Raw genomic sequence first — 21,941 nt, 5'->3', positions numbered from 1 at the left:
TCTTTCCCGTGACCTCGCTTATTCTAGACCCAGCAAGGGGAAATTCTTCACCGCCCACTAAAGATGCGTGGGGCCTGATATCTACCGCTTTCATAACAATCTACAAATCAAAGATTGAATCTGCAAAAGGTTTACACATAGATTACAAGATTTTTGAAAGGAACTCGCATGCGCCTGTCGAATCAATCATACAGTGACACGGGTCGGTCCAACCATTTTGAAACGTGCATTTCTTAGATGGTTTACCAAGAGAGGAGTCCTATTGTGCGTCTGAAAAAACCGCTGTTGGGATTGGCTTCTGCCTTTCTCACCGTTTCCATGTTGAGCCCTGCCGCTTTTGCAGCGAGCAGGCACGCCTCTGTGTCGTCACAGACGCTTGTCGCATTGGGTGACTCGATCCCTTTCGGCTATAACTTGGTTCCCGGAAATACCGCTCCCGCTCCGCAGGCCTATCCCTTTTTGATCGGAAAAGCAGAGGGCATGCAGGTCAGTGACCTCGCGGTTCCTGGATCTACGTCAACCGATTTGATTACGCTTCTAACCAAAGCAAGCGTTCAACAAGCGATTAAAGGTGCCAGCGTCGTCACGATTGACACGGGCAACAACGACCTGCTCCAACTCGCAGTCAAAGATGGCTTGTTGACGACCGCGACTCCAAAGCTCACAGCGGCCGAAGCCGCCCAGTTCGAAGCGGCGATCCTTCAGTTTGGCAAGAATTTGCCCGCGATCCTCACAACCATTCGCAAACTCAATCCAAATGCGCGAATCGTGCTCTACAACCTTTACAACCCGTTCTCGCCGCAACTGCAAACACTCTACGGACTCACAAATCAGCTCATCTCAGAAGAAAATGCGATCATTCTAGGTGACGCGCTGCAGTTTAACGTGCCTGTCGCGAACGCCTTTGGCGCGTTTGCCGGAAATGAAGCCACCTATATACGGCCAAATGATGTGCACCCAACCGTGTTAGGCCAGCAGGTGCTCGCGTCGCTCGGCGAACAAGCGCTCGCGCCTGCGAGCAAAGATTATCAAGGCAAAGGCGCATTCCTCTTTGAACTGCTTGCCATCATGGGCATCCAGCCAGACCGTGCGGGAACATCGCCATTCGCAGATGTCGCAACCCATTCATTTCTTTGGGGGTACGTCAACAAAGCTATCTCGATGGGTCTCATCACACCAGATTCCGCCGCACGTTTTGGAGTGAATGACCCTGTCACAGAAGCGCAGGCCGCCGTGATCGCCGCCAAACTCGCCAATGCATCGCTTCCAAAACTGCAGACAAAACAAGCATCTGCGATGGAGTGGGCACTTGAGAATCACCTTTTTAATGCACTCTCGCCGTCACACACGATGAACCTTGGCGACGAGATCGGCTTTGCGTTGCGCCTCAAGCTGCTCGGTATACAACCCGCGGCAAACGCGATTCAGATTCCGGCGAGTTGGAAAATCAGCCAGCCTGCTGCACAAGCGTTTCTGCAGGCGACCCTTGCATCAGAAAAGCCGAATTACGAACAGTCCTTAGGCACGATGACGATGAAATTTAACTGGGATCTGACGGCCGCCGGACAGAAAGACGCCCAATTGAAACAGGTTCAGAGCCTGTTTGCAACACCCATCAAAATGGGATTGAAAATGCGTTTACAGACCGTGATGGGGCAAATCAAAGCGCTTATCGAGATCGACCCGATCTCAATGCCTGCGTTTGCCAGCGCAGGTGGCGCAAGCTCGCTTCGTTCACCTGTTTACGAGTTTATCAACGGCAATAAGCTATACATCAAAACAGGGAAAAGCTATCAACCGATCCCAGGGTCGACAAACCTTCAAAGCATCCTGAATCAGTACTCCCTTGGTGGAAGCTCACTCTCCCAGTTGAGTCTTCAATCCTATACCAATGTGCAGGCGACGCCAACCGCTTCAGGTTATACCTACACCATGGGCATTGATCCGACGAAGATGACTGCTTTTATCGACAACATGATGTCCCAATTCGGTAGTATGGGGATTCAAAGCGGCACAAACCCGGCGCAAATGAAGACGATCATGCAGACCATCTTTAAAACACTGCAAGCCAAACTGCAGTTTACAGTCGTAGGCCAGGGAACAAACGCGCGCTTTTCTTCCATGAATGAATCCATGTCCATTGTCATTCCGACCAACCTGTTTGCTTCACAGGCAGGATCACAATCCAGTGCTGCCGCTCAGATGGCCAAAGAGGTCAAAGACATCTCTCTCACTATGAATGTCACGTCAAACTACGCCTATCAGGCTACATCCGTCCCGACGCCTGCTGGTTTGACGCAAACCCTGTAATTCAACATCCTCGCAACCATTTGCTGAGAAACGAAAGACGAAATGGCGCACCCAGACCAAAAATCCGGGTGTGTTTTTTTCGTTTGGAAGCGACATCTTTACAAAATAGCAGCTTCGAATTACTATCCATTTATTAACCTACAAGTTAATTATGGAGGCAGAACTCATGAAATTGCAATTCGATCTCGCAGAATCATCCCAAAAAGACTCGCCTCTCTGCAACTCAGCGTATATAAAACAAGAGCATCGCTTGCCGAGCGACGATCACGTCTTTCCTGTCGCTTGGTATGCTGTTGGTTTTCAAAATGAACTAAAGCGAAAACCATTAAAAAAGCGCTTAGTCGGCCGCGATCTCGTCCTTTATCGCGACGCACGCGGAGACGCGCAGTGCGTCACGGCATATTGCGCACACCGCGGTGCGGATCTCTCCCTCGGACACTGTACAGCCAAAGGAATTGTCTGCGCCTACCACGGTTGGGTGTTTAATGAACAGGGCGACTGCGTCGATATTCCGGCACATCCGAACCGGCCCATTCCTGACTTTGCAAAAGTGACTGCGTATCCGGTCATCGAGCGCGGTGGCTTGATCTGGGTTTATCCGCAAGCAAAACGAGAGGCGCGACCTGCGCCATTACCTGTTTTCGAGGAACTCGAAAACCCTCGCTTTACACTCGCTCCCTATGAACAAACGTGGTCTGCCCATCTGACGCGCGTCATCGAGAGTGTGCTCGATGTGGCGCATCTCGCTTTTGTGCATAAAAAAACGATCGGCCGCACCCTGAAACCGGAAATTGCGGATCTCCAATTCGACGTTTCCGAGCGAGATACTATCACCATCGTCAATGGCGGCGGTACACTTGAGTATCGCTTTCCTCAGCAATGGCTATTGCGCCCAACGCAAGAAGGCAAAAACGCATTCATCAACTATGTCACCTTCACGCCCATCGATACGAATCAAACGGCCATCTACGGCTACGCCGGACGCACGTTCGCGCGCAAAATTCCAATGGTAAACACTGTGTTCTCACGCTATAGCCAAAAGATCTTGCGCGAAGATCAGGCGGTTGTGGAGAGCCAGCATCCACGCCCAATTCCCGAGGCGTTGCGCATGGAGGCGCATGTTCCGGCAGACGCTCCCCAGGTGCGCTTTCGCAATCGCTGGTATGCGTTTCTCACGTCGAGTGAACCAAAGATTATACTCGATGGCGCGCGTGGAACACCCGATGATCAAGCGGCAAATACATTTCCTTAACAGATCCTTAACGAGCCATTCACCTAGGTGCGTCTCCCCTATCCTTATAATGACAGCGTAAGATCTCGCGATAAGATAGGGGAGAATACGATGAACATTCAAAAGAGATGGGTCGGTATTGGCGCAACGATTGTGCTCACGCTTGCGTCGCTCACGCCATCCATGGCAAAATCTGCGCACAAGGCACCTGAGCAAAGTGCCAAGCCGTTTCAACACGTCTATGTCATCATGATGGAGAATCAAGGAACAGCGCAAATCATCAATAACCCACAGTTGCCTTTTATCAATCATCTCATCCAGTCCTACGGTTACGAGAACAACTACTACGGAGTCACTCATGAGAGTCTCGTCAATTACATCGCATCCATCACGGGAAACAACTGGGGTTCAAACAGCGACGATCCAACGCAGATTTTTGACCACACGTCTCTGGCGGATCAGCTTATTGCACACCACGATACCTGGAAAGGTTACATGCAGAGCATGCCTTATCCTGGCTATGCGGGCTGCTGGTATCCTGACAACCTTCCATCGACTGCAAGCCCCAGCCAGACGCCTTCCAATGCACTCTACGCGGCGAAACACAACCCGTTCTTTTTCATTCCAAGCATCCGCAATACAAAGCAAAACCTGAACCTTGTCCCATTCCATCAACTCGCGAGCGACCTCGCCACAAACCATGTTCCAAATTTCGCCTGGATCAGCCCAAACGTCATCAATGACATGCACGGTCAACCCCCGGGACCTGGCGCGACCGCACCATATAGCGATCCGAACAAGCTCTATGCGGCAGGCGACGCATTCGTCAAAAGCACAGTCAATGAGATCATGGATTCAAAGAGCTTTAAAACCTCAAAGTCTGTGATTTACATCGTTTGGGACGAGAGTGAATATCCATCAGGCACGCCGACAGCGCAAGAGACCAGCGTGTTTACAGCACCCGGCCCCGACTCCCCGATCCTTCCTGCAGGTCAGGTCGACGGATTCATCAACTGGAGCGGCGGTGCATACGGCGGTGGACAGGTCCCGCTCATCATGATCGACAGCGCCTACCCACACCACTTCGTGATAAACACGTGGGCGGACCATTACAATCTGCTCCGCACAATTGAGAAGAACTTCAACCTCGGATATCTCGGCAACGCGAGCGATCAGGCGCAAATCAAGTCATTTTCCCTGCCGAACGGCTCGTCCAATTAGGCGAAGACTCACAGCGAACCCCTTTTCGCATTTACCGTGTCATCTCAGCCCACGCCCGCGCGATCCAGGACAGCTTCTGGAGCGCGCGGGTTTTTCTCTGCGCTTCCGTCGTCTCATCCAAGCGCGCCTGCAAATCAAATCCGATCATCATCCAGGTGTTCTCAAAGAAGGCAGCCGCATACGCCCGCGCAAAAGCCTGTCGATCAATATCCCAACCCGCTCGCGCATACCCTGTGACCATCCGTTCACGCAACATGTCGTGTAGCGTTTCCTCTGCGAGATCCTGCACGAGCACCGCAAGATCCCGTTGAGGCGGCGCATACGCGGCAAACGCCCAATCGATCCACTCCAGACGCCCATCCTGATCAAACAGATTGCCAAGATGCGCATCTCCATGCGTCATCGTAAAACGTTCCACCTGTAAACTTTCGCGTTGCTCACAAAACCACGCGATATGCGCCGCCTCTTTCTCCCAATCCACGCGTTCACCCCTGAGCGCGGCGCGACAGGCTTGATAGCCCGTCTCCATCCACGCGCGCGTATCGGCAACAGTGAGCGTCGGCAATATGCCTTGCTGATGCCATAGCCCAGCACGATCGGAAAGGGTGATATGCATCGCAACAAGGTGATCCACAATCCGCGTGAGCGCATCGACGGAAAGCGGACGTTTTTCACGCACAGGCAACCCGCGGTCTGGCGCGAGGGTGGCATAGCCTCGCTCACTGTGGATGACTCCGACAATCGGCACGGCGAAAGGCGAAAGTTCTCGCGCGGTAAGCGGTGCGATGACACGTTCAAGGTCGTGATACTCCCCAAGGTGCTTCATCACATAATGATCCATCACTCCCCGCCCATTCTCCACAGCGAGGCGATAAAGCGTGCCAAAACTGCCCTGGCGCAACTGCGAAACCGCGCACACACGCTGGCCCCGCTCTGCAAAAAACTCCGGTAAAGCGATCTCCCAGCCCACTGGAAAAAGAATATCTCGCATCCAAAGCGCTCCTAAAAAAAGATGACACCCACACTCTAGCGAGTGGATGCCATCTTGTCGAGTTCTTCAATCGCCTACTTGACGGGCGGCGTTTGCGGAGGTATTGCAACCGTCGCCGTCACAGGCTGTGTCACCACATAGTCATCTTGGTTCTGCGCGGCCACTTCAAATACGAGCGAACCACTCGCGGGAACCCGCAGAACCACCTGACGCAGATCGGCACCGTTTGCTTTGTTCGCCGCCCCCTGCGCATCTTCCCCTTGGCTGTCCTGCGCCGCCGGAACGGTTTCAATCAAACCGTATGAGCCGTCACTCGTCTTTTCATAAACTTTATACGCACTCGCACTCGCGACCGCCGGCAGTGTGATCTTCACTTTTTGCTTTTTCACCGTCGCAATCGGTTGTCCGATCGAGAGATTGGCCGCCGGTACAGTCACTGCACATGAACTCGCTGGGTTTTGTGCCAATCCCTGGCCATCCCCCGCTTCACCCTTTCCGTCTCCCGTTAGCGCGAGCACGCGAAACACATTCGCCCGTGCGCTACGCAGCGTCGTTACATCGAGACGCAGCGTGTCACGCGACAGTTTCTTCCCGACAGGTTGATACGTTCCATCCGAACGCTTCACATACACGCGATAGCCGCGTGCACCCGCCACAGGCGTCCACTGCAGCCACGTGTTTGTCGATGTACTCTGCATCATGGCGACCGGCGCGCTCGGATTCGCGATTAGAAGCGCACCTTGATACGCCCCAAGCGGAAGCGTCACACTTCCATTCGCAACCGTATACCACTGTCCGCTCAGTTCGTCGAGCATCGCTGTTCCATCCGCAACGGTTCCCTGCACGGGGATCGTTACCGTCGAGCCACTCGCCGCATTGTTCATCGCAAATATGGCGGATGCGTCCTGCGCCGGTGCGCCAAACACGTCTTTGCCGCCCGTTATCGTACGCGCAAAGGCATAGACGCCCCCTTGTGTATAGAGCGGCGTAAAGGTCCCCGTCTGAAGCACTGGATTCGCACCGCGAATCGCACCAAGCAAGCGGTAGTGATTCACGAGATCCGTATTAGCGCGCCCCCACGGATACGTTCCGCGATCCAGCGGATCTTTGTAGCCGAGCGCCCCCGCCTCGTCTCCGTAGTAGACGGTCGGATTGCCGGGAAACGCGAACTGGAAGTCTGAAACGAGCTTCAGTTTTGCGATCCCCGTCGCCGCATCTGCCGCACTCGGCTGCCAGGTTGCCTGCTGATACGCACTCATCGCAGTCGGACTCGGCGCGTTGCTCAGAATAGACAGAATGCGCATCGTGTCGTGTGAATCGACGAGATTCATCAACGAGTAAAACGACTGTAGCGGATACTCGCTATAAAGTCGCATCAACTCGTTGTTAAACCCACTCGCGTCGACCTGCGAATGCGTGACATTGCCATCGTTGTAGTTTCCGCGGAAAAAATCGATCACGGCGTTTCGGAACTGATAATTCATCACAGAGTCAAACGTGTTCCCCTGAAACCAGTTGGTGCCATTGTCATTCGTTGCATTGTTCCAAATCTCACCGATGATCGCCGCATTTGGATCAATCGATTTGACGGCACTGCGAAAAGCAGACCACCATGCGACACTAAAATTGCTGTTGTCCGCCGAGTCGAGCCGCCAACCAGACGCCCCCTGTTCAATCCAGTATTTTGCGACGGCGTTCTTTCCTCCGTAAACAAAGTTTTGATAGCTTGGATTGCTGGTATTGGCAAGCGGCAGCGTATCAAACCCGAACCACGAATTGTACGGAGAAGCCGGATTGCCCGTCCATTCAAACCAGTTATAGTAAGGTGACGTGACGCTAGGATTCTTGTATTGCTGCCACGCCCCCACCGAGTTGTACGTGCCGAACTTGTTAAAGTAGACACTATTGCTCCCTGTGTCCTCAAACGCCGTATCCAGGATGATATGCATGCCGCGCGCCTTCGCCGCGCGCACCAGATTCAACCACTCCTGCATCGTGCCAAACCCGGGATCGATCTTCATGAAATTGCCTGTATCGTACTTGTGATTTGAACTCGACTGAAAGATCGGATTGAGGTACAGCGTATTGACGCCAAGACTTTTTAGATAGTCAAGTTTGTATTGAATGCCGCGCAAGTCACCGCCAAAAAAGTCAGAACTCCACTGTCCCGACCCGCGAAGCTTCAATTCTTGCTGGTAGTTTGGATCAGACGGGTTTGCCGTGATCGCCGGGTCATACGGAAGACTGTACCAGTTTTTGTGAAATTGAATCGGAACGAGTCCCTCCTGCCCGTTTGGCAGTGTGCCCACCGTTTTGTCGACATTCGGATTCTGGTCATTTGCAATGTTTCCGTTGAAAAATCGATCAGGAAAAATCTGATAGATGACCGCATGCTTGAGCCATGTCGGCGTCTGATATCCCGCCTGATACACCGAGAGTTGATAACTCGGACCACCTGCCGAGAATCCCGGCTGCCCAATTCCTTCAACCTGTGCGCCGTTGTCATCGTAATAGATCGTCTGTCCATGATACTGCCCCATGAATTGGTACCACATGTCGCCTGTCTGCGTGATATCCGTCGCCGGAATCGTCACTTGCCACCACGAGTAATTGGCTGGATTGTCCCCCGTCGCTAGTGCAATCTGGCTTGCACTCATCGTCACAGGGGTCATCGGCAAATCGGTCTCTGCCGCATTTCCCGCCGCGCCCCACAGCCGCAATGCTGGATTCACAAGTCCAAGCGGTCCGCGCAAGCGCAGTGTTACGCTCGTCCCGACGGGTATCGCACCAAACGGACTGCGATAAAACGGTTGGAATGAGTCATGTTTCAAATCGTCAAACCAGTAGTGTCCCGGGCCGACCGCCAAGAGGGATGTGCGATCGAGTTGACTGTTGACGACGCCGTTGCTGTCTTTGGCCTGTGTGACGACATCAACCGTGTACAGTCCCTGAGCGATTCCGGAAGGAACCGAAAATTGAACCGAGTTCCATCCCGCGTTTTGCCCAGCAGCAGATGACACCACTTGTCCGCTCGCGTTGACAAAATTTGCGACGGTTGTCCCCGCGCTAAAATCACCGACGCTGTCATTTGCAGTGATTAAGTCTCCCGCATTCGCGTGTAAAGTAGAAAAGGACATTCCCCCGACGGGCACTGCAAAATTGTCGTTCGTCGTATCTCCTGTATGCAGACCGTCACCAGATAGACAGGCCGTGTTCTGACCGTCATACAGGTTGAAGCGATAATAAATCGTCCCGCCGTTTGACGCTGGAATCGTCGCCGTATACAGCTGATAGGGACCGAACGTTTTCCCAGGCGTCATAGTGACCGCAAATCCTTTCCCTTGCGCCGTGTCATAGTAATTCAACACGGCAGACGTCAAATTTCCGCTGTAAGCGCGAAACCCAATCGTGACCATCGATCCAGGCGCGGGATTCGGATTGCTGAGATAGCTGCCCGACTGCGTAGTATAAATGCCATCCCACTGAACCGTCGTCGCACTTGTAAACGGTGCGATAAGCACCGTGGCCGTTTGGGTTTGCCCACTCGTCGTGATACTCAACGTGTACGTTCCAGCGCCAAGCCCCGCATCTCCTCCAGGCAGTGCAATCGTGAGCGCGGAGGGCGACGTTATAGACGTATCTGCCGTCAGGTTCATCGTTCCATTGACCGCGTCGCCGATCGACACCGTCGTCACGCCGCTTTGAAAATCTGTGCCGATGCCAGAAACAACCAGCGTCGCGCTAGAGAATCCCGCCGTCATCGGCGGGGCGCTGACATGAATCGCAGCTGCGTTTACGAGCAATGAAATGGTTTGTGACGACGACCTCTGATTGGCGTCTGTCACGGAGACTGTAAACGTGCTAGAACCCGGCACCTGAGGAATTCCTGTAAGCGTGCCGCCCGAAGAGAGCGACACCCCCGCAGGCAGACTTCCATACGTTGCGCCAGTTACCGTCGCGAAGGTGTAGGGAGATACTCCTCCGATCACCTGAAGTTGTGCACGGTAGGGAAGCCCAACCGTGGCGGCAGGAAGTGTCGCATTCTGGATCAACGGGGTCAGCGGAAGCCCCACCGAAAGTGTATAGTTTGCTGTTTGTGATGCTCCATAGTTGTCTTTTACCGTCACCGTGATCGGATATGTCCCTGACGCCAATGGCGTCCCATAAAAACTCCCGCTCGCAAACAGGAGACCAGGCGGCAATGCGCCTTGCTCGCTGTAGCTATACGGATCTGCACCGTCGTTGACCGTCAGAATCACAGAAGAATAAGGAAAATCCATTGTTGCAGCCGGAAGCGCAGATGTCAGAATCGTCGGCGCAGGGGATGTTGTCGCTGCGTAGGCGTCGGCAACCGTCACTGCGGTAACATTGGTTGGCACCACATAGGAAAAATTGCTCCCAGGCGCCCAATTCACCGTTGTCCCACTGATCTCAACAAATTTGTACTGAAATGCCTCTCCTGGGCTCATCATGACTGTATCGGTATACACATCCGGTGTCGCTGTAGCGCTAAAGGGACCAGCACCGCTTGTCGGAGTCCAATTGCCGAGTTCTGGCGCATTTCCTGTAACATACACGGAACCCGACGGCGCCTGAGGCAGAGTCACCTGAAACGTGACAGCGATCTGTTTCGCTGTGGAAGCGCTTGCAATATAGCCGTCAAGTGGAAAAACGTTTGTCAATGCGAGCGCAACCGTGAGCGCAGTGGACATTTTTCTAACGCGGTTGGCCATTCAAATCCCCCTCATGAATTTTAATGAGTGCCGATCAAATGTATAGACGGTAGCGCAAACGTTTGCGCAGACACAAAATAACTTATTTACGATACTATTTTTACGATAATCATAGACAATTTAGAAGTCAACTTTTCTATCGGTCGCACCACGAAATATTGCGCGATCCTCACGGTGCCAGATCGCGAACCATCACCCATTGTCAGACACACGCAAACTCATTTCCTGAATCTCCCTTCGCTCATCATCCGAGAGTGAAAGATGCAACGCGCCGGCATTTTCTTGCGCCTGTTGAACACTTGACGCCCCTGGGATCGCAAAGACAGCTTCTTCGTGAAGCGTAACAAGCGCGTGCAGCGAAACCTGTGATGCAGTGGCGTCGTGTTTTTTAGCGATTTCTTCTAGGCGATCGATCAACATCCTGCTCGTCTCAATTCGCTTTGCAGTCACCTGGAGTTTGCGCGCACCGCGAAGCGTCCTGAGTCGTTCCGGGGCGCGATGAAATGCCCCCGTGAGAATCCCTTGCTCAAGCGGTGAATATGCAATAATTGAAATGCCCAGTTCACGTGCTGTGTCAAGTACGCCATTTCGCTCGATCCGTCGATCCAGCAAGCTGTACTTTACTTGGTTTGACGCAAGTGGAATACCGTAGCCGGCGAGCGCCTTGTAAGCGACACGCATTTGTGCCGCACTAAAATTGCTGACACCAACCGCGCGAATCAGCCCTTGTTCATAGAGGCGAGCCATCTCTCTCATCTGACTCGGAATCGAGGCGAGCGAAAACGGTTGATGAATCTGGTGAAGCGCAATCGGGTATGGACTGAGGCATTTGACTCGCTCAGGAAATGTCTGGGCAATCGAAGCGGCGCGCCGTCCCAGCGGCCACCATTTCGTCGCGATCACAACACGGTCTGTCGCAACGGCAAGTCGCGACAACGCATTCGCAAGGGTGCGCTCTGATCCACCGCGACCGTAAATCTCTGCCGTATCGAACCAGTTGATGCCACCATCCAACGTTGTTTTGACGATTTCGCTCACACCGCGCTCCGCGATGCTTGACCAATATCCGCCAATCAGTCCGCGTCCGTTGCTGAATTGCCAACAACCTAAACCGAGCGCCGACAGTTGAAGATCCGTCTTGCCTACGTTTCGCAACTTCAGCCCATCCATAAGACGACCTCCACTGTCCCGTGATTTAGGAAATAAAAAAGGGGAACCGCAGTTCCCCACAAAATTTAGAAGTAGACTGCCTCGCCTGTTTTTGCAGACTCGTAAATCGCTTCAAGAATCTGAGTGACGACGTATGCTTGTTCCGGCAGTACGACAGGTGTGCGATCTTCGCGCACCGCCTCAATCCAGAGACGCGCCTCAAGGTCTGCCGCACTCTCCTTCTCGCCGTCATAAAAATCAACACCGCCCGCGCCAAGCTCTACGTTCGTCGTGTACAACTTTCCAAACTGTTCGCCGTTGATCCGGAGTCCATCTTGCATGTCCGCGCCGCCTTCTGTCCCCGAAAGCGAACAGCGCGCCTCACCGACCTGAAGGGTGTTTAGCGCCCAACTGGACTCAAGCATAATTGTCGCGCCATTCTCCATTGTCACCATGCCAAACGCCGAATCTTCAACCGTAAATTTGGCAGGATCCCAAGGTCCCCACGCATTCGCCGCATTTTCCCGTTTGCCAAGCTTGTGAAACGTTGTTCCAAGAACCGCCTTGGGTTTGTAATTGTCCATCATCCATAACGCCAAATCAAGCGCATGTGTGCCTATATCAATCAGTGGGCCACCACCTTGCTTCTCCTCGTCAAGAAACACGCCCCACGTTGGCACGGCGCGTCGGCGAATCGCATGTGCCTTTGCAAAGTACACGTCACCCAGTTCGCCCTTGTCGCACGCTTTCTTTAAGTACTGAGAGTCAGGACGGAAGCGATTCTGATACCCGATTGTCAGCTTCTTGCCCGTCGCATTCGCCGCATCGATCATCTGTTTTGCTTCCGCCGCAGTCTTTGCCATCGGCTTCTCACACATCACATGTTTACCCGCGTAAAGCGACGCAACCGTAATCTCCGCGTGGCTGTCATTCGGCGTGCACACATGGATCACTTCAATGCTTCCGTCTTTCAACAGCTCGCGATAATCGGTATAGACCACCGCGTCTTCTGAGCCATAGGAAGCGCGCGCCTTTTCGGCGCGGTCCACTTCCAGGTCGCAAAACGCGACAATCGAAACATCCTTGACTTTCTTTAAACTCGGCAAGTGTTTTCCATTCGCAATACCGCCACATCCAATGATGCCGACACGCACAAGACGACTCACGTATGCTCCCCCTAACGCCTTCATCAATCGATCATTTCAAGGCTGGATGTGAAGCCCGCGTACAGCTTCACAAACTACTATAAACAAAATATTGACAGTACTCAACAAAACTGCTAAATATTAATCAGGCAAACTTACTGAAAAGTAAGGGCGCAAAGCCACGGACCTAAAGCGCATGCACAGTCGCCAAGGCAGCCGGGTTGCCGGAACCCTAACCGAAAGAAGGGATTTTTGTGTCCAAATTTTTCAAACGGAGCATCCCCGTGCTCACATTCGCAGTGTGCGCCAGCTTTTTTGCACTCAACCTCTTCGTGATTTCTCCAACAGGAACGTCAACGACAACCTCAACATCGCATGGCTGGCGTGAAATCTGGTAAACGTTCTTTCTCTTTCAAAGCAATTAAAATATTGAAAGGGGGGCCTGTGTTGACACACGACCCTCCCAATTGCATTTGTAAAAATTTATTTGATCAAGCGCTGAAATACGCTGCTCTTAAATTTTATCACGCTGCGATTGAAGCTTACAAAGCCATTCTCGCATGTACGAATGACCATGAAATGAAAGATGTCGTATGGGATGAACTAGGAAAAATCTTTGTTCAATTGGGTGAGATTGACCATGCAAGATCCGCCTTTACGCACGCTGCCGAATTGAGTCAAGATCCTGTCTCACGCATTCGATTTCAAATGCATCTAGCGCTAATCGAAAGGCGAAGCGGAAACAGCCAGGAAGCGCGGCTCATCCTCGAAACTTTATTGCATAGCGACATTCCCATCCCTCACTCATTGCTAGCATCCCTGTTGGGCAATTACGGTATGTTGCTCGGTGAACTGGGGCAACTGGATGATGCGCTATGCAATCTAAACAAAAGCCTGCAATTGGCAATCACGCATCAACTTTTGTTCATTCTCCCCGAGATCTATACCAATCGCGCCATGGCGCACCTTGAACGGAAGCAATTTGAAAAAGCCGACGAAGATCTCGCAAAAGCGCACCAGTTTGGCAATTATGCCTATCTTCCAGCCTATACTGTACAAACGCAGCTTGATTTCGCGCTCGATCAGTTAGATGACGCAATGGAGACGGCAAAGCGCGCACTGGATGTCGTGTGGCGAAGCTATCTTCAATTTGAACGTGAAGAGATCGCCAGTCTGTCGCAAATCTTGGCCATCGTCGCATACCACGCTGGCAATCCTTCACTCGCACTCCGCTTGCTGCAAAAAGCGTCCGTGATGTTTGGACGCTCGCGCAACTGGTCAGCGTGGCAGACTGCACAAACCTTGCAAGAGTCGTGGAGTGCCCCGCTATCCCACAAGCACCCCACCTACCCACTCACCGCAGAAGAGTGGACGAAGCTCGAACAGTTCGTCGTCCTTCTGGATGTCACGGACGCACTCGAACTGATTGAACCTAATTTTGCGCATCTGCTCGATGTCCGGACATTTTATACGAGAGCGCTCGCCAAGGTTTGCCCCGAGACAGCCAATGATGAACCGTCGGCTGTTTTTCTCAGCAGGCTCGCTGATTACGGACTCACCATGGTGGAACCGGAGATCATCAAAGACCCCAAGCGCTCGATGGAGGCTTGGAAACGCTATCAGCAACACCCCTTTTTCACACTTGAAATGCTTACAGTCGAGTGGCTCCCCGGAAATGTGTACACCGCCATTTTCCACCATCACGAAGCATACGATGGCACGGGGTTTCCGTTTCATCTGGCGGGTGATGAAATCTCCCCTCTGGCGCGGATCGTTGCGATCACCGATTTGTATGCGCAGAGTGTGACGCGCGGCGTTGCGCACACAGCCGCTCTCGAAGAAATCAAGCAACTGTCGGGAACGCGTTTTGATCCGCGTTACGTCGCATTTTTTTGTGATTTGTTCCATTTATCGTCAAAGGAATGATTTGCGCCTGACACCTGAAGTGCGCTACGCTTAGAGCGTAGCGCATGTGAATTGAAATGAGGCGAAAACGATGAGCGAACCGACCCAAACCATTGAAGGTTGGTATGCATATCACGACTTTCGAACAGTAGACTGGGCTTCCTTTAAAAGTATGACCCCCGAGATGCGGCAACAGCGCATCGAATCCCTGCAGGCCTACGTGCGTAGCCAGCACAGTCTTGAAGACCGAGAAGACGGCAGTTTTGGCTCCTATTTGATTGCCGGACACAAAGCCGATTTGCTGTTCGTTCATTTTCGCAAGACGATGGAAGAACTGGTCGCCTGCAAAACAGAGTTTGAAAAACTGGAGATCGCAGACGAACTGGTTCCTGCCTATTCCTATGTATCAATTGTTGAGTTGAGCAGCTATTTGTCAAAACCAGGCTCCGATCCGAGGGAGGACCCGCGTCTCAAAGGAAGACTTGAGCCAAAACTCAGCACAGAGCCGAAACATATCTGCTTTTATCCCATGAACAAACGCAGAAGCGCCGACGATAACTGGTACATGCTCGAGAAGGAAAAGCGTATCGAACTGATGACAAGTCACGGCATGATTGGAAGATCCTATGCTGGACGCGTCCATCAGATTATTACGGGATCGATCGGATTTGATGATTGGGAGTGGGGTGTCACTCTCTACGCTCACGATCCACTTGAATTTAAAAAGCTGATCTATGAAATGCGCTTTGATGAAGTGAGCGCCCGCTATGCCGAATTCGGTCCATTCTACGTTGGCCACGCAGTGAACGAAGGCGAACTCGCGTCGTGGCTGAACGTTTGAGTAAACCGCTTTGCGGCGAGCGCCCCTTTTCCATTTTATGATCCAGACCAGCCTATCACCGGGCATGCCCGAACAGGGATTTTTGGCGAAACAAAAGCGCGCCGTATACGAGTGGCTCCTTCATCTCGGCAGAATTTATCTGATAGTTCCACTCCTGACGGCGCTCATCTTTTCACTTTTTCCAAGCACTGCACTGACCGATTCGCCACTCATGCTGCGTCGGCAATTTCAGCTTGAAGGCGCAGCGATGGGACAGGCCGATCTTTTTTCGGCGCAAGGTGGAACCGGATTGCTCCTGCGCGTCACGCGGATCAGCCAATTGCCTCAGTATCAAAACGGGTGTGAGATTACAAGCCTGGCTATGCTCTTGCGCGATCTGCATATCCGGGTGACCCTAGCGGAGCTTGCCTAAAAGATTGCGCGCGATAAAACACCGCTCACTCAATCACCGAGCGGGTCGATTCTCTCCTGGGGAAATCCGGAACGCGGTTTTGTGGGGAGCATGCGAGGAAACGCGCCGGGCTACGGGGTCTATCACACCCCCATCGCCAATCTGCTCAATCGCTTGGCACAAAATAGGGCGCTAGACATTACAGGAAGGCCGTTTCGCAGCCTGCTCTCCGTTTTAAACACCGGGCGGCCAATCATTGTGTGGACCACGATCGACTACACGGCGCGCGTCCCTTTTATCACATGGCAGAGTCCGACCGGACGTGTGCGCGCCACATGGCAAGAGCACGCAGTGCTGCTCGTCGGCTATAACGCGCGCGATGTCTATGTGAACAACCCGCTGACAGGCACACGCCAAGCCATCCCGCGCAAAACGTTTGAGAACAGCTATGTCGCAATGGGGCGGCAGGCCGTCACCGTCACCTCACTCGCGCCCCACTCTGCCCCAAAGCGTGCGTAGGCTTCACATGGACCGACCGAAAATGGGTCGTCAGGAGGAAGTAAAACTGTGCCAGAGCGTGTGACCATTCTCATCCCTACGTATAATCGGCCGCGCATGCTGGCAGAATGTGTGCGCGCGATTCTCGCCGATCCATACCCGGCAAAGGAAATTCTCGTCATCAACGACGCAGGCAGCCCTGTCAGCGATGTGCTTCGCAACGCCTTTCCAAGTCAGTCCATACGCTGCATCGAGCAGCCTGTCAATCGCGGACACGTCCACGCCAGAAATGCTGGGTTGCGCGAAGCGACGGGTGATTACATCATGTTTTGTGACGACGATGACATTCTGTTGCCGGGTCATGTCACGCGCATGATGCGGCAAATGCGTGAAGGTGGCGATGCGCTCCTCTATTCAGACGCGGAAATCGTTCACTACGCGCACGCAAAAGGCAGACGCCAAATGCGCTCACGCCATCGTTTCGCCTTTGATCCAAACCCCCGCTTACTTCGTCAATGGAATACCATCATCCCATCCGGCGTCCTCTATCCTCAAGCCTTTCACGAAACCCTCGGCGCATTCGACGAAGATATGCGCGATTACTGGGACTGGGATTTTTGGCTGCGCGCAAGCGAACACTTTCCTGTGCGGCGCGTCCCTGTCGCGAGTGTCCTCTACATGGTTGGCAATGCCGGAGAAAACCTGTCCCAGAATACATCCTCGATGAGCCGGGCGCTCACCCGGTTTATCGACAAACACCGTCTCGATCCGCTACCTGTCAGTTCTTTCGCACTGATGGCGCAAGACCCTCGTTTGGCGCCCTACCTTCGACCGACGCGGCTCATCTGGGACGGCATGCTCTAATCTGCAGATGGTTTCGCCCCTTGCCTTCCCCACGTTTCTTCAAAGAGCAAGTCTTCAAGCGGTATGCGCTGTCGCCACCCAGAGCGCTGCAAAAGCGGTTCCTGTGGCCACTCAAGAGGATATCCGACGGTGAGCAGCCCCACTGGTTCAACGTGCGGCGGTATGCTCAAGATTTGTTGCACATCCGCATGCTGATAGATGCTCACCCAACCGACGGCCACATTCTCCGCGCGCGCCGCGAGCCAAATGTTTTCAATCGCGCATGACACTGAAAAACGATCTGTGTCACGAATCGAGTTGCGCCCTAAAACGTGGGCTCCGCCGCGCGTTGGATCGGATGTGATGCACACCGTGATCGGCGCCTCGCGGATGCCCTCGACTTTCAGGCGCAAATATTCATCGCGGCGATCACCCTCAAAATGAAGAGCCGCAGCCATTCGCTCGCGGTCGACGACGCGCCACAGTCGCTCCTTTGTTTCCTGCCCCCTGATCACCAAGAAATTCCACGGCTGCATAAATCCGACCGACGGACCGTGATGGCCCGCGTCAAGAATCCGACGGAGCACATCTTCTGGCAGCGGATCACGCGCAAACTGGCGAATATCCCGGCGTAAAAAGATCGCTTTGTAGACTGCAGCCCGTTCGTGTTCTGAAAACTCAAGGGCCTCTTTTGCATAGGAGAATCCCGGTTCATTCAAAGCGTGCGGGACAGCACACGCCACCTCCTGTGACAAAGCCGCTTCTGCGCAGGCAGCACCACGATCTTTCGCCACAGGCAAGACGCGCACAGGGTGACTGCCCACCGTTTCTTTTTTCATCTGCCCGCGCTCGATCGGTTCATCGTGCGCGTGCTCGACGCTCGCTTCTTCAAACGTCGCCATCTCGCGCATGGCGCGGGCGCTCGCCTGAAGCACCGTGAGCGCAAGCGTAGCGCCGCTCGCCTCGCCCAATCTCATTCCGAGTTGCAAGACAGGTGTGAGTCCCAGTTGCTCAAGCGCGATGCGATGACCTGGTTCTTCGGACTGATGGCCCGCGATAAAATAGCGCGCCAGACGCGGTTCAAGCCGCTGCGCGACGACGCCTGCGACCGTGCTGATCAATCCGTCAAGCAGGATCACCGCGCGACGCTGCGCCGCGCCGATCGCAACGCCTACAAGCCCGGCAATTTCATAACCCCCAAGACACTGCAAGGCTCGGAAGGCATCGCGCTGCGCGGTGCGATGAAACGCAAGCGCACTGCGGATCACATCCACCTTGTGTCGACGCACAGCCTCTGTCACGCCAGTTCCAATCCCCACCACGTCCTCTGGATCGATGCCAACCAGCGCCGCAAGGAGCGCCGCACTCGTCGTCGTGTTTCCGATGCCCATCTCGCCAAGCGCCACCACGCGCCCTCCAGGTTCAGCGAGAGACTGGCCAAGGGCGATACCGGCAAGCAGGGCGTCTGTCGCCTCGCTCTCCGTCATCGCCTCTTCCCGCAAAAAATTGCGAGAACCTCGACGCACAGCGCGCTGTAACAGTAGCGGGTGATCGACCGCGGTCGCCATGCCCATGTCAACAACGTGAACTTGCGCGTGCGCCGCCCGCGCCAGCGCATTGACAGCAGCACCACCTGCGAGGAAGTTTTGCACCATCTGCACCGTCACTTCAGACGGATACGCGGACACCCCTTCCTCGACAATGCCGTGATCCGCCGCCATCACGACAATGTGCGGATGATCAAAATCGGGCAACGCACGCTTTTGAATCCCTGCGCTTTGAATCAACAGCGTCTCACACATTCCAAGACTCCCGCGCGGTTTCGTGAGTTGATTGAGTCGCGCGCGCGCCGCGTTTTCCGCCTGTGCGTCTGGCCGCTCAATCTGTGCCAACGCCTCTTCAATCCTGTGATCGAGCATCTTCATTCTCCTCCTCTAAAAGAAACGGCAATGCGTCAAGTGGGTCATAAAACACTCGACCGTGAAAAAAGTCCACGTCAAAATGCTTTGCACAATCGCCATAGAGCCGCTCTGCCAAATAGAGACGAAGCGGACCACCGTGGCTCACGACGGCATAGAGCCGTTTCGTGCGCGTCGCATCCTCGCCCAGTTCACGCAAAACGTGGAGCGCACGATGCGCAACGTGTTGCCCGGTCTCACCACGCGGCGGGTTGTTCTCCATCATGTTTTCGTACCATGTGACAGCAGACGATCGATCAAACGCCATCACTTCGTCATGCGTCAATCCCTCAAAGGCTCCGAAATTCATCTCGCGAAGACGGGAGTCTTGCTCCACAGGCAAATGAAGCAACGCGCCAAGCTGTGCGGCGGCGACCACTGCGCGCCCCAGATCCGATGAATAGATGCGCGTAATCGGCAACTTGGCAAGGCGCTCTGCCACACGTAAAAACGCGGCGAGCGCGTGAGGATCGCACGGTGAATCGCTGTGCCCGAGGTAGCGTCTCTGCTGGTTGGCAAGCGTCTTCGGGTGTCGGATCAACAAGAGCCCGCGCATGTGCGAACCGCCTCCTTCTGCACAGCCAACTCAGGGAAGATGCACCGCTGCGGCAAGCGCAAACGCCATTTGCGCGAGTTCAACCGTTGCACCATACACATCTCCGGTCATTCCGCCAATGCGCCGCCGCGCGACACGGCTGAGCCAAACCGCCACGGCAGCCGCGGCAAGCGCCATCAAGAGACCAGAGAGTCGCGCAAGCCCTATCGTGAGCAAAAGTGCGATTATATAAGGTAAAAAATCCCCGATGGCAGGCTTATCCATCGCCTGGTGACTCAGCCCTTCGTCACGAGCAAGCCGGTTGAAGCGGACCACAAGAAGAAGCTGTCCGCGCGCGAGAAAGGGGGCCATCACAAGCACAACGAGTCGTGTGGCACCCGAAAGCGTGGCGAGCGCCGCAATGCGCACAGCAAGCGTGACGAAGATGGCAAGCACCGCCATGGCGCCAACGCGACTGTCGCGCATGATCTCGAGAACGCGGGATTTCTCCCGATAGCTTAAAAAGCCATCCGCCGTATCCATCAATCCGTCAAGGTGGAGCCCCCCTGTGATCACCACATCAAACGCGACGAGCAAAACGCTTTGCAACAGGCGTGATGGAAACAGTTGCGAAAGTACCAGCGCAAACAGACCCGTGAGGATGCCGATAAACAGTCCGACAAGCGGGTAAAAACGCACACTCGCGCGAAAGTCAACGTCATCAGGCGGCCCGAGATCGGGAACGGGTATCCGCGTGAGAAACTGGAGCGCAATGAGAAACGGGCGCAAAAATGGGATGCGCGAAAATCGTTTCACAGTCACGGGGCGTCCCCTTCACGCTTCCACAGGCTGTGCTGGCCTGGTTTAACCTGCAGCGGAATACCGGCCACGGTCAGCGTGACGCGCGCAGCAAGCGCTGCGGCGAGTGCATTCCAGCGGCCAAGCGCGTCGCGGTACATGCGCACCTCCGCGCTTTCGGGCACGATGCCCATGCCGACTTCATTGCTCACGATGACAAATCGAGACGCCCGCTGTGCGAGTCCTTCCAAGAGCGCCAAACCTTCTGCCAGCAGTCCTTCCTCGCTGACACGATCACAAGCATCGTACCAAAGCGTCCCCATGTACGTGGCGAGACAGTCGATGAGGCATACGGCGTTAGGTGAAAGCGTGTCGACGATCGTCAACAAATCGCGCGGTGCTTCGCGCGTGACAAAACGAGAGTCACGCAACTGGACATGCCGCTCGATGCGCGCACGCATCTCCTGGTCGGTCGCAACGGCTGTCGCGATGTAGACTGGCGTGCCACGCGCGTTTTCGGCGAGCGTCAAGGTGACGCGCTCTGCAAAAGCAGTCTTTCCGCTGCGTGCGCCGCCAAGTACAAGATGTTCAATCACCGGAAGCTCCCCTCCTCAATCCTCGTGCAAATGCGGTTCTCACGCTCATCCTTGCGCTGTGGCGCAACAGAGAGTCGCGGCTCTCCCGTGAACGGATCGGCAAAGACCGCGACATCCACGGCAAACGCGTCGCAGAGCGCGCGCGACGTCATCACATCGCGCACCGTCTGATCTGCCGTGATCTGCCCATCGCACAGGAGAATAACGCGATCGGCAAATGTGACGACGTGCTCCAGATGATGAATCGAAACGAGTAGCCCCTGCCCATCTCGCGAGAGGGATTTGAGCACCGTGAGAATCTCTAGCTGGTGTTGGATGTCAAGCGCCGACACAGGTTCGTCAAGCAGAAGGTAGTCCGCCTTTTGCACGAGTGCTTTGGCAAGTAGCGCGCGCTGTCGCTCGCCCCCCGAAAGTGAGCGAAGATCACGATGCAAAAGATGTTCAACGTTGCAACGCGCAATGGAGCGCTCAATCACGGCGCGATCAGGATGGTCATGCGCGTAGGCGCCCATGTGGATGATGTCAGAGACGGTGTAGGGAACGTCAAGAACCGTGGTTTGTGGCATGTAGGCAATCCGCGCGGCACGCTGCTTTGCGCGGTATGAGCGGATGGGGCGATCGGCGAGCTGCACCGTGCCTGCAGTAGGCGTGAGAAACCCCGCCGCCACTTGCAACAGGGTGCTTTTTCCGGCACCGTTTGGGCCGATGAGTGCGACAAATTCTCCTTTTTGCAAAGAAAATGTGATGTCGCGAAGAATCGAGCGATAAGACATCGACGTAACAGTCAGCATGCGCT

General features: G+C 54.3%; 15 protein-coding genes, 1 pseudogene and 1 riboswitch. Of the genes and pseudogenes, 7 read left to right on the top strand and 9 right to left on the bottom strand.

Going from position 1 to position 21,941, the window contains the following annotated elements; translation table 11 throughout:
- Positions 1-264: 264 nt before the first annotated feature.
- From ATW55_RS11155 to ATW55_RS11145, 3 genes are all read left to right on the top strand, one after another.
- Positions 265-2,310: a GDSL-type esterase/lipase family protein gene (locus tag ATW55_RS11155; protein WP_067717363.1), complete on the top strand. Its 2,046-nt coding sequence runs from the start codon at positions 265-267 to the stop codon at positions 2,308-2,310.
- Between the two features lie 166 nt (positions 2,311-2,476).
- On the top strand, positions 2,477-3,562 hold the full coding sequence (locus tag ATW55_RS11150) for an aromatic ring-hydroxylating oxygenase subunit alpha (RefSeq protein WP_082685769.1): 1,086 nt from the start codon (positions 2,477-2,479) through the stop codon (positions 3,560-3,562).
- A 90-nt stretch (positions 3,563-3,652) separates the two neighbouring features.
- Complete coding sequence (locus ATW55_RS11145) at positions 3,653-4,762, top strand: alkaline phosphatase family protein (protein ID WP_067717359.1); 1,110 nt, start codon at positions 3,653-3,655, stop codon at positions 4,760-4,762.
- Between the two features lie 31 nt (positions 4,763-4,793).
- On the opposite strand, the gene ATW55_RS11140 is transcribed toward ATW55_RS11145, so the two are convergent.
- The 4 genes from ATW55_RS11140 to ATW55_RS11125 all read right to left on the bottom strand — a co-directional run bounded on the left by ATW55_RS11140 (position 4,794) and on the right by ATW55_RS11125 (position 12,801).
- A complete protein-coding gene (locus ATW55_RS11140) occupies positions 4,794-5,753 on the bottom strand; it encodes a phosphotransferase (RefSeq protein WP_067717357.1) in 960 nt (319 codons plus the stop codon).
- A gap of 74 nt (positions 5,754-5,827) precedes the next feature.
- The gene (locus tag ATW55_RS11135) at positions 5,828-10,486 is read right to left on the bottom strand and encodes an alpha-amylase family glycosyl hydrolase (RefSeq protein ID WP_067717355.1); all 4,659 of its coding nucleotides are present in this window, start codon (positions 10,484-10,486) and stop codon (positions 5,828-5,830) included.
- Between the two features lie 192 nt (positions 10,487-10,678).
- Positions 10,679-11,656 (bottom strand): aldo/keto reductase, encoded by a 978-nt coding sequence (locus tag ATW55_RS11130; protein WP_067717353.1) that lies wholly within the window; start codon positions 11,654-11,656, stop codon positions 10,679-10,681.
- 65 nt (positions 11,657-11,721) lie between these two features.
- Positions 11,722-12,801: a Gfo/Idh/MocA family protein gene (locus ATW55_RS11125; RefSeq protein ID WP_067717351.1), complete on the bottom strand. Its 1,080-nt coding sequence runs from the start codon at positions 12,799-12,801 to the stop codon at positions 11,722-11,724.
- Positions 12,802-12,918: 117 nt separating this feature from the next.
- A riboswitch (cyclic di-GMP riboswitch) is annotated at positions 12,919-13,009 on the top strand.
- A 218-nt stretch (positions 13,010-13,227) separates the two neighbouring features.
- Here ATW55_RS11125 and ATW55_RS11120 point away from each other — a divergent pair.
- From ATW55_RS11120 to ATW55_RS11100, 4 genes and pseudogenes are all read left to right on the top strand, one after another.
- Positions 13,228-14,706 carry an HD domain-containing phosphohydrolase gene (locus ATW55_RS11120; protein ID WP_067717348.1) on the top strand — a complete coding sequence of 493 codons (1,479 nt, stop codon included), beginning with the start codon at positions 13,228-13,230 and terminating at the stop codon, positions 14,704-14,706.
- Between the two features lie 70 nt (positions 14,707-14,776).
- On the top strand, positions 14,777-15,526 hold the full coding sequence (hemQ, locus tag ATW55_RS11115; RefSeq protein ID WP_067717342.1) for a hydrogen peroxide-dependent heme synthase: 750 nt from the start codon (positions 14,777-14,779) through the stop codon (positions 15,524-15,526).
- 37 nt (positions 15,527-15,563) lie between these two features.
- Positions 15,564-16,436 (top strand): annotated as a pseudogene (locus ATW55_RS16830) (C39 family peptidase).
- A 48-nt stretch (positions 16,437-16,484) separates the two neighbouring features.
- The gene (locus ATW55_RS11100) at positions 16,485-17,279 is read left to right on the top strand and encodes a glycosyltransferase family 2 protein (RefSeq protein WP_082685767.1); all 795 of its coding nucleotides are present in this window, start codon (positions 16,485-16,487) and stop codon (positions 17,277-17,279) included.
- Here the strand turns inward: ATW55_RS11100 and cobT are convergent.
- From cobT to ATW55_RS11075, 5 genes are read right to left on the bottom strand one after another with little or no spacing between them, the layout of a single operon-like run.
- Entirely contained in the window at positions 17,276-19,177 is a 1,902-nt protein-coding gene (gene cobT / locus ATW55_RS16825; protein ID WP_235587099.1) for a nicotinate-nucleotide--dimethylbenzimidazole phosphoribosyltransferase, read from the bottom strand. The two genes, ATW55_RS11100 and cobT, sit on opposite strands and share 4 nt — an antisense overlap.
- On the bottom strand, positions 19,158-19,772 hold the full coding sequence (locus ATW55_RS11090; protein ID WP_067717333.1) for a histidine phosphatase family protein: 615 nt from the start codon (positions 19,770-19,772) through the stop codon (positions 19,158-19,160). Before ATW55_RS11090 ends, cobT begins: the two co-directional genes overlap by 20 nt.
- A gap of 30 nt (positions 19,773-19,802) precedes the next feature.
- The gene (gene cobS, locus ATW55_RS11085) at positions 19,803-20,573 is read right to left on the bottom strand and encodes an adenosylcobinamide-GDP ribazoletransferase (RefSeq protein ID WP_067717330.1); all 771 of its coding nucleotides are present in this window, start codon (positions 20,571-20,573) and stop codon (positions 19,803-19,805) included.
- Positions 20,570-21,145 carry a bifunctional adenosylcobinamide kinase/adenosylcobinamide-phosphate guanylyltransferase gene (locus ATW55_RS11080; protein ID WP_067717327.1) on the bottom strand — a complete coding sequence of 192 codons (576 nt, stop codon included), beginning with the start codon at positions 21,143-21,145 and terminating at the stop codon, positions 20,570-20,572. The genes cobS and ATW55_RS11080 overlap by 4 nt, the downstream gene beginning before the upstream one ends.
- Positions 21,142-21,936: an ABC transporter ATP-binding protein gene (locus ATW55_RS11075; RefSeq protein ID WP_067717324.1), complete on the bottom strand. Its 795-nt coding sequence runs from the start codon at positions 21,934-21,936 to the stop codon at positions 21,142-21,144. The genes ATW55_RS11080 and ATW55_RS11075 overlap by 4 nt, the downstream gene beginning before the upstream one ends.
- Positions 21,937-21,941: the final 5 nt, after the last annotated feature.

The sequence above is a fragment of the Ferroacidibacillus organovorans genome, assembly GCF_001516615.1.
GTDB classification, from domain to species: Bacteria; Bacillota; Bacilli; order Alicyclobacillales; family SLC66; genus Ferroacidibacillus; species Ferroacidibacillus ferrooxidans_B.
This window is presented reverse-complemented; position numbering and strand designations above follow the sequence as displayed.

Excerpts from the sequence above, each read along its gene's own strand:
- ATW55_RS11150 (WP_082685769.1), top strand. The coding sequence starts at position 2,477 with ATGAAATTGCAATTCGATCTCGCAGAATCATCCCAAAAAGACTCGCCT.
- ATW55_RS11145 (WP_067717359.1), top strand. The coding sequence starts at position 3,653 with ATGAACATTCAAAAGAGATGGGTCGGTATTGGCGCAACGATTGTGCTC.
- ATW55_RS11140 (WP_067717357.1), bottom strand. The coding sequence starts at position 5,753 with ATGCGAGATATTCTTTTTCCAGTGGGCTGGGAGATCGCTTTACCGGAG.
- ATW55_RS11135 (WP_067717355.1), bottom strand. The coding sequence starts at position 10,486 with ATGGCCAACCGCGTTAGAAAAATGTCCACTGCGCTCACGGTTGCGCTC.
- ATW55_RS11130 (WP_067717353.1), bottom strand. The coding sequence starts at position 11,656 with ATGGATGGGCTGAAGTTGCGAAACGTAGGCAAGACGGATCTTCAACTG.
- hemQ (WP_067717342.1), top strand. The coding sequence starts at position 14,777 with ATGAGCGAACCGACCCAAACCATTGAAGGTTGGTATGCATATCACGAC.
- cobT (WP_235587099.1), bottom strand. The coding sequence starts at position 19,177 with ATGCTCGATCACAGGATTGAAGAGGCGTTGGCACAGATTGAGCGGCCA.
- ATW55_RS11090 (WP_067717333.1), bottom strand. The coding sequence starts at position 19,772 with ATGCGCGGGCTCTTGTTGATCCGACACCCGAAGACGCTTGCCAACCAG.
- ATW55_RS11075 (WP_067717324.1), bottom strand. The coding sequence starts at position 21,936 with ATGCTGACTGTTACGTCGATGTCTTATCGCTCGATTCTTCGCGACATC.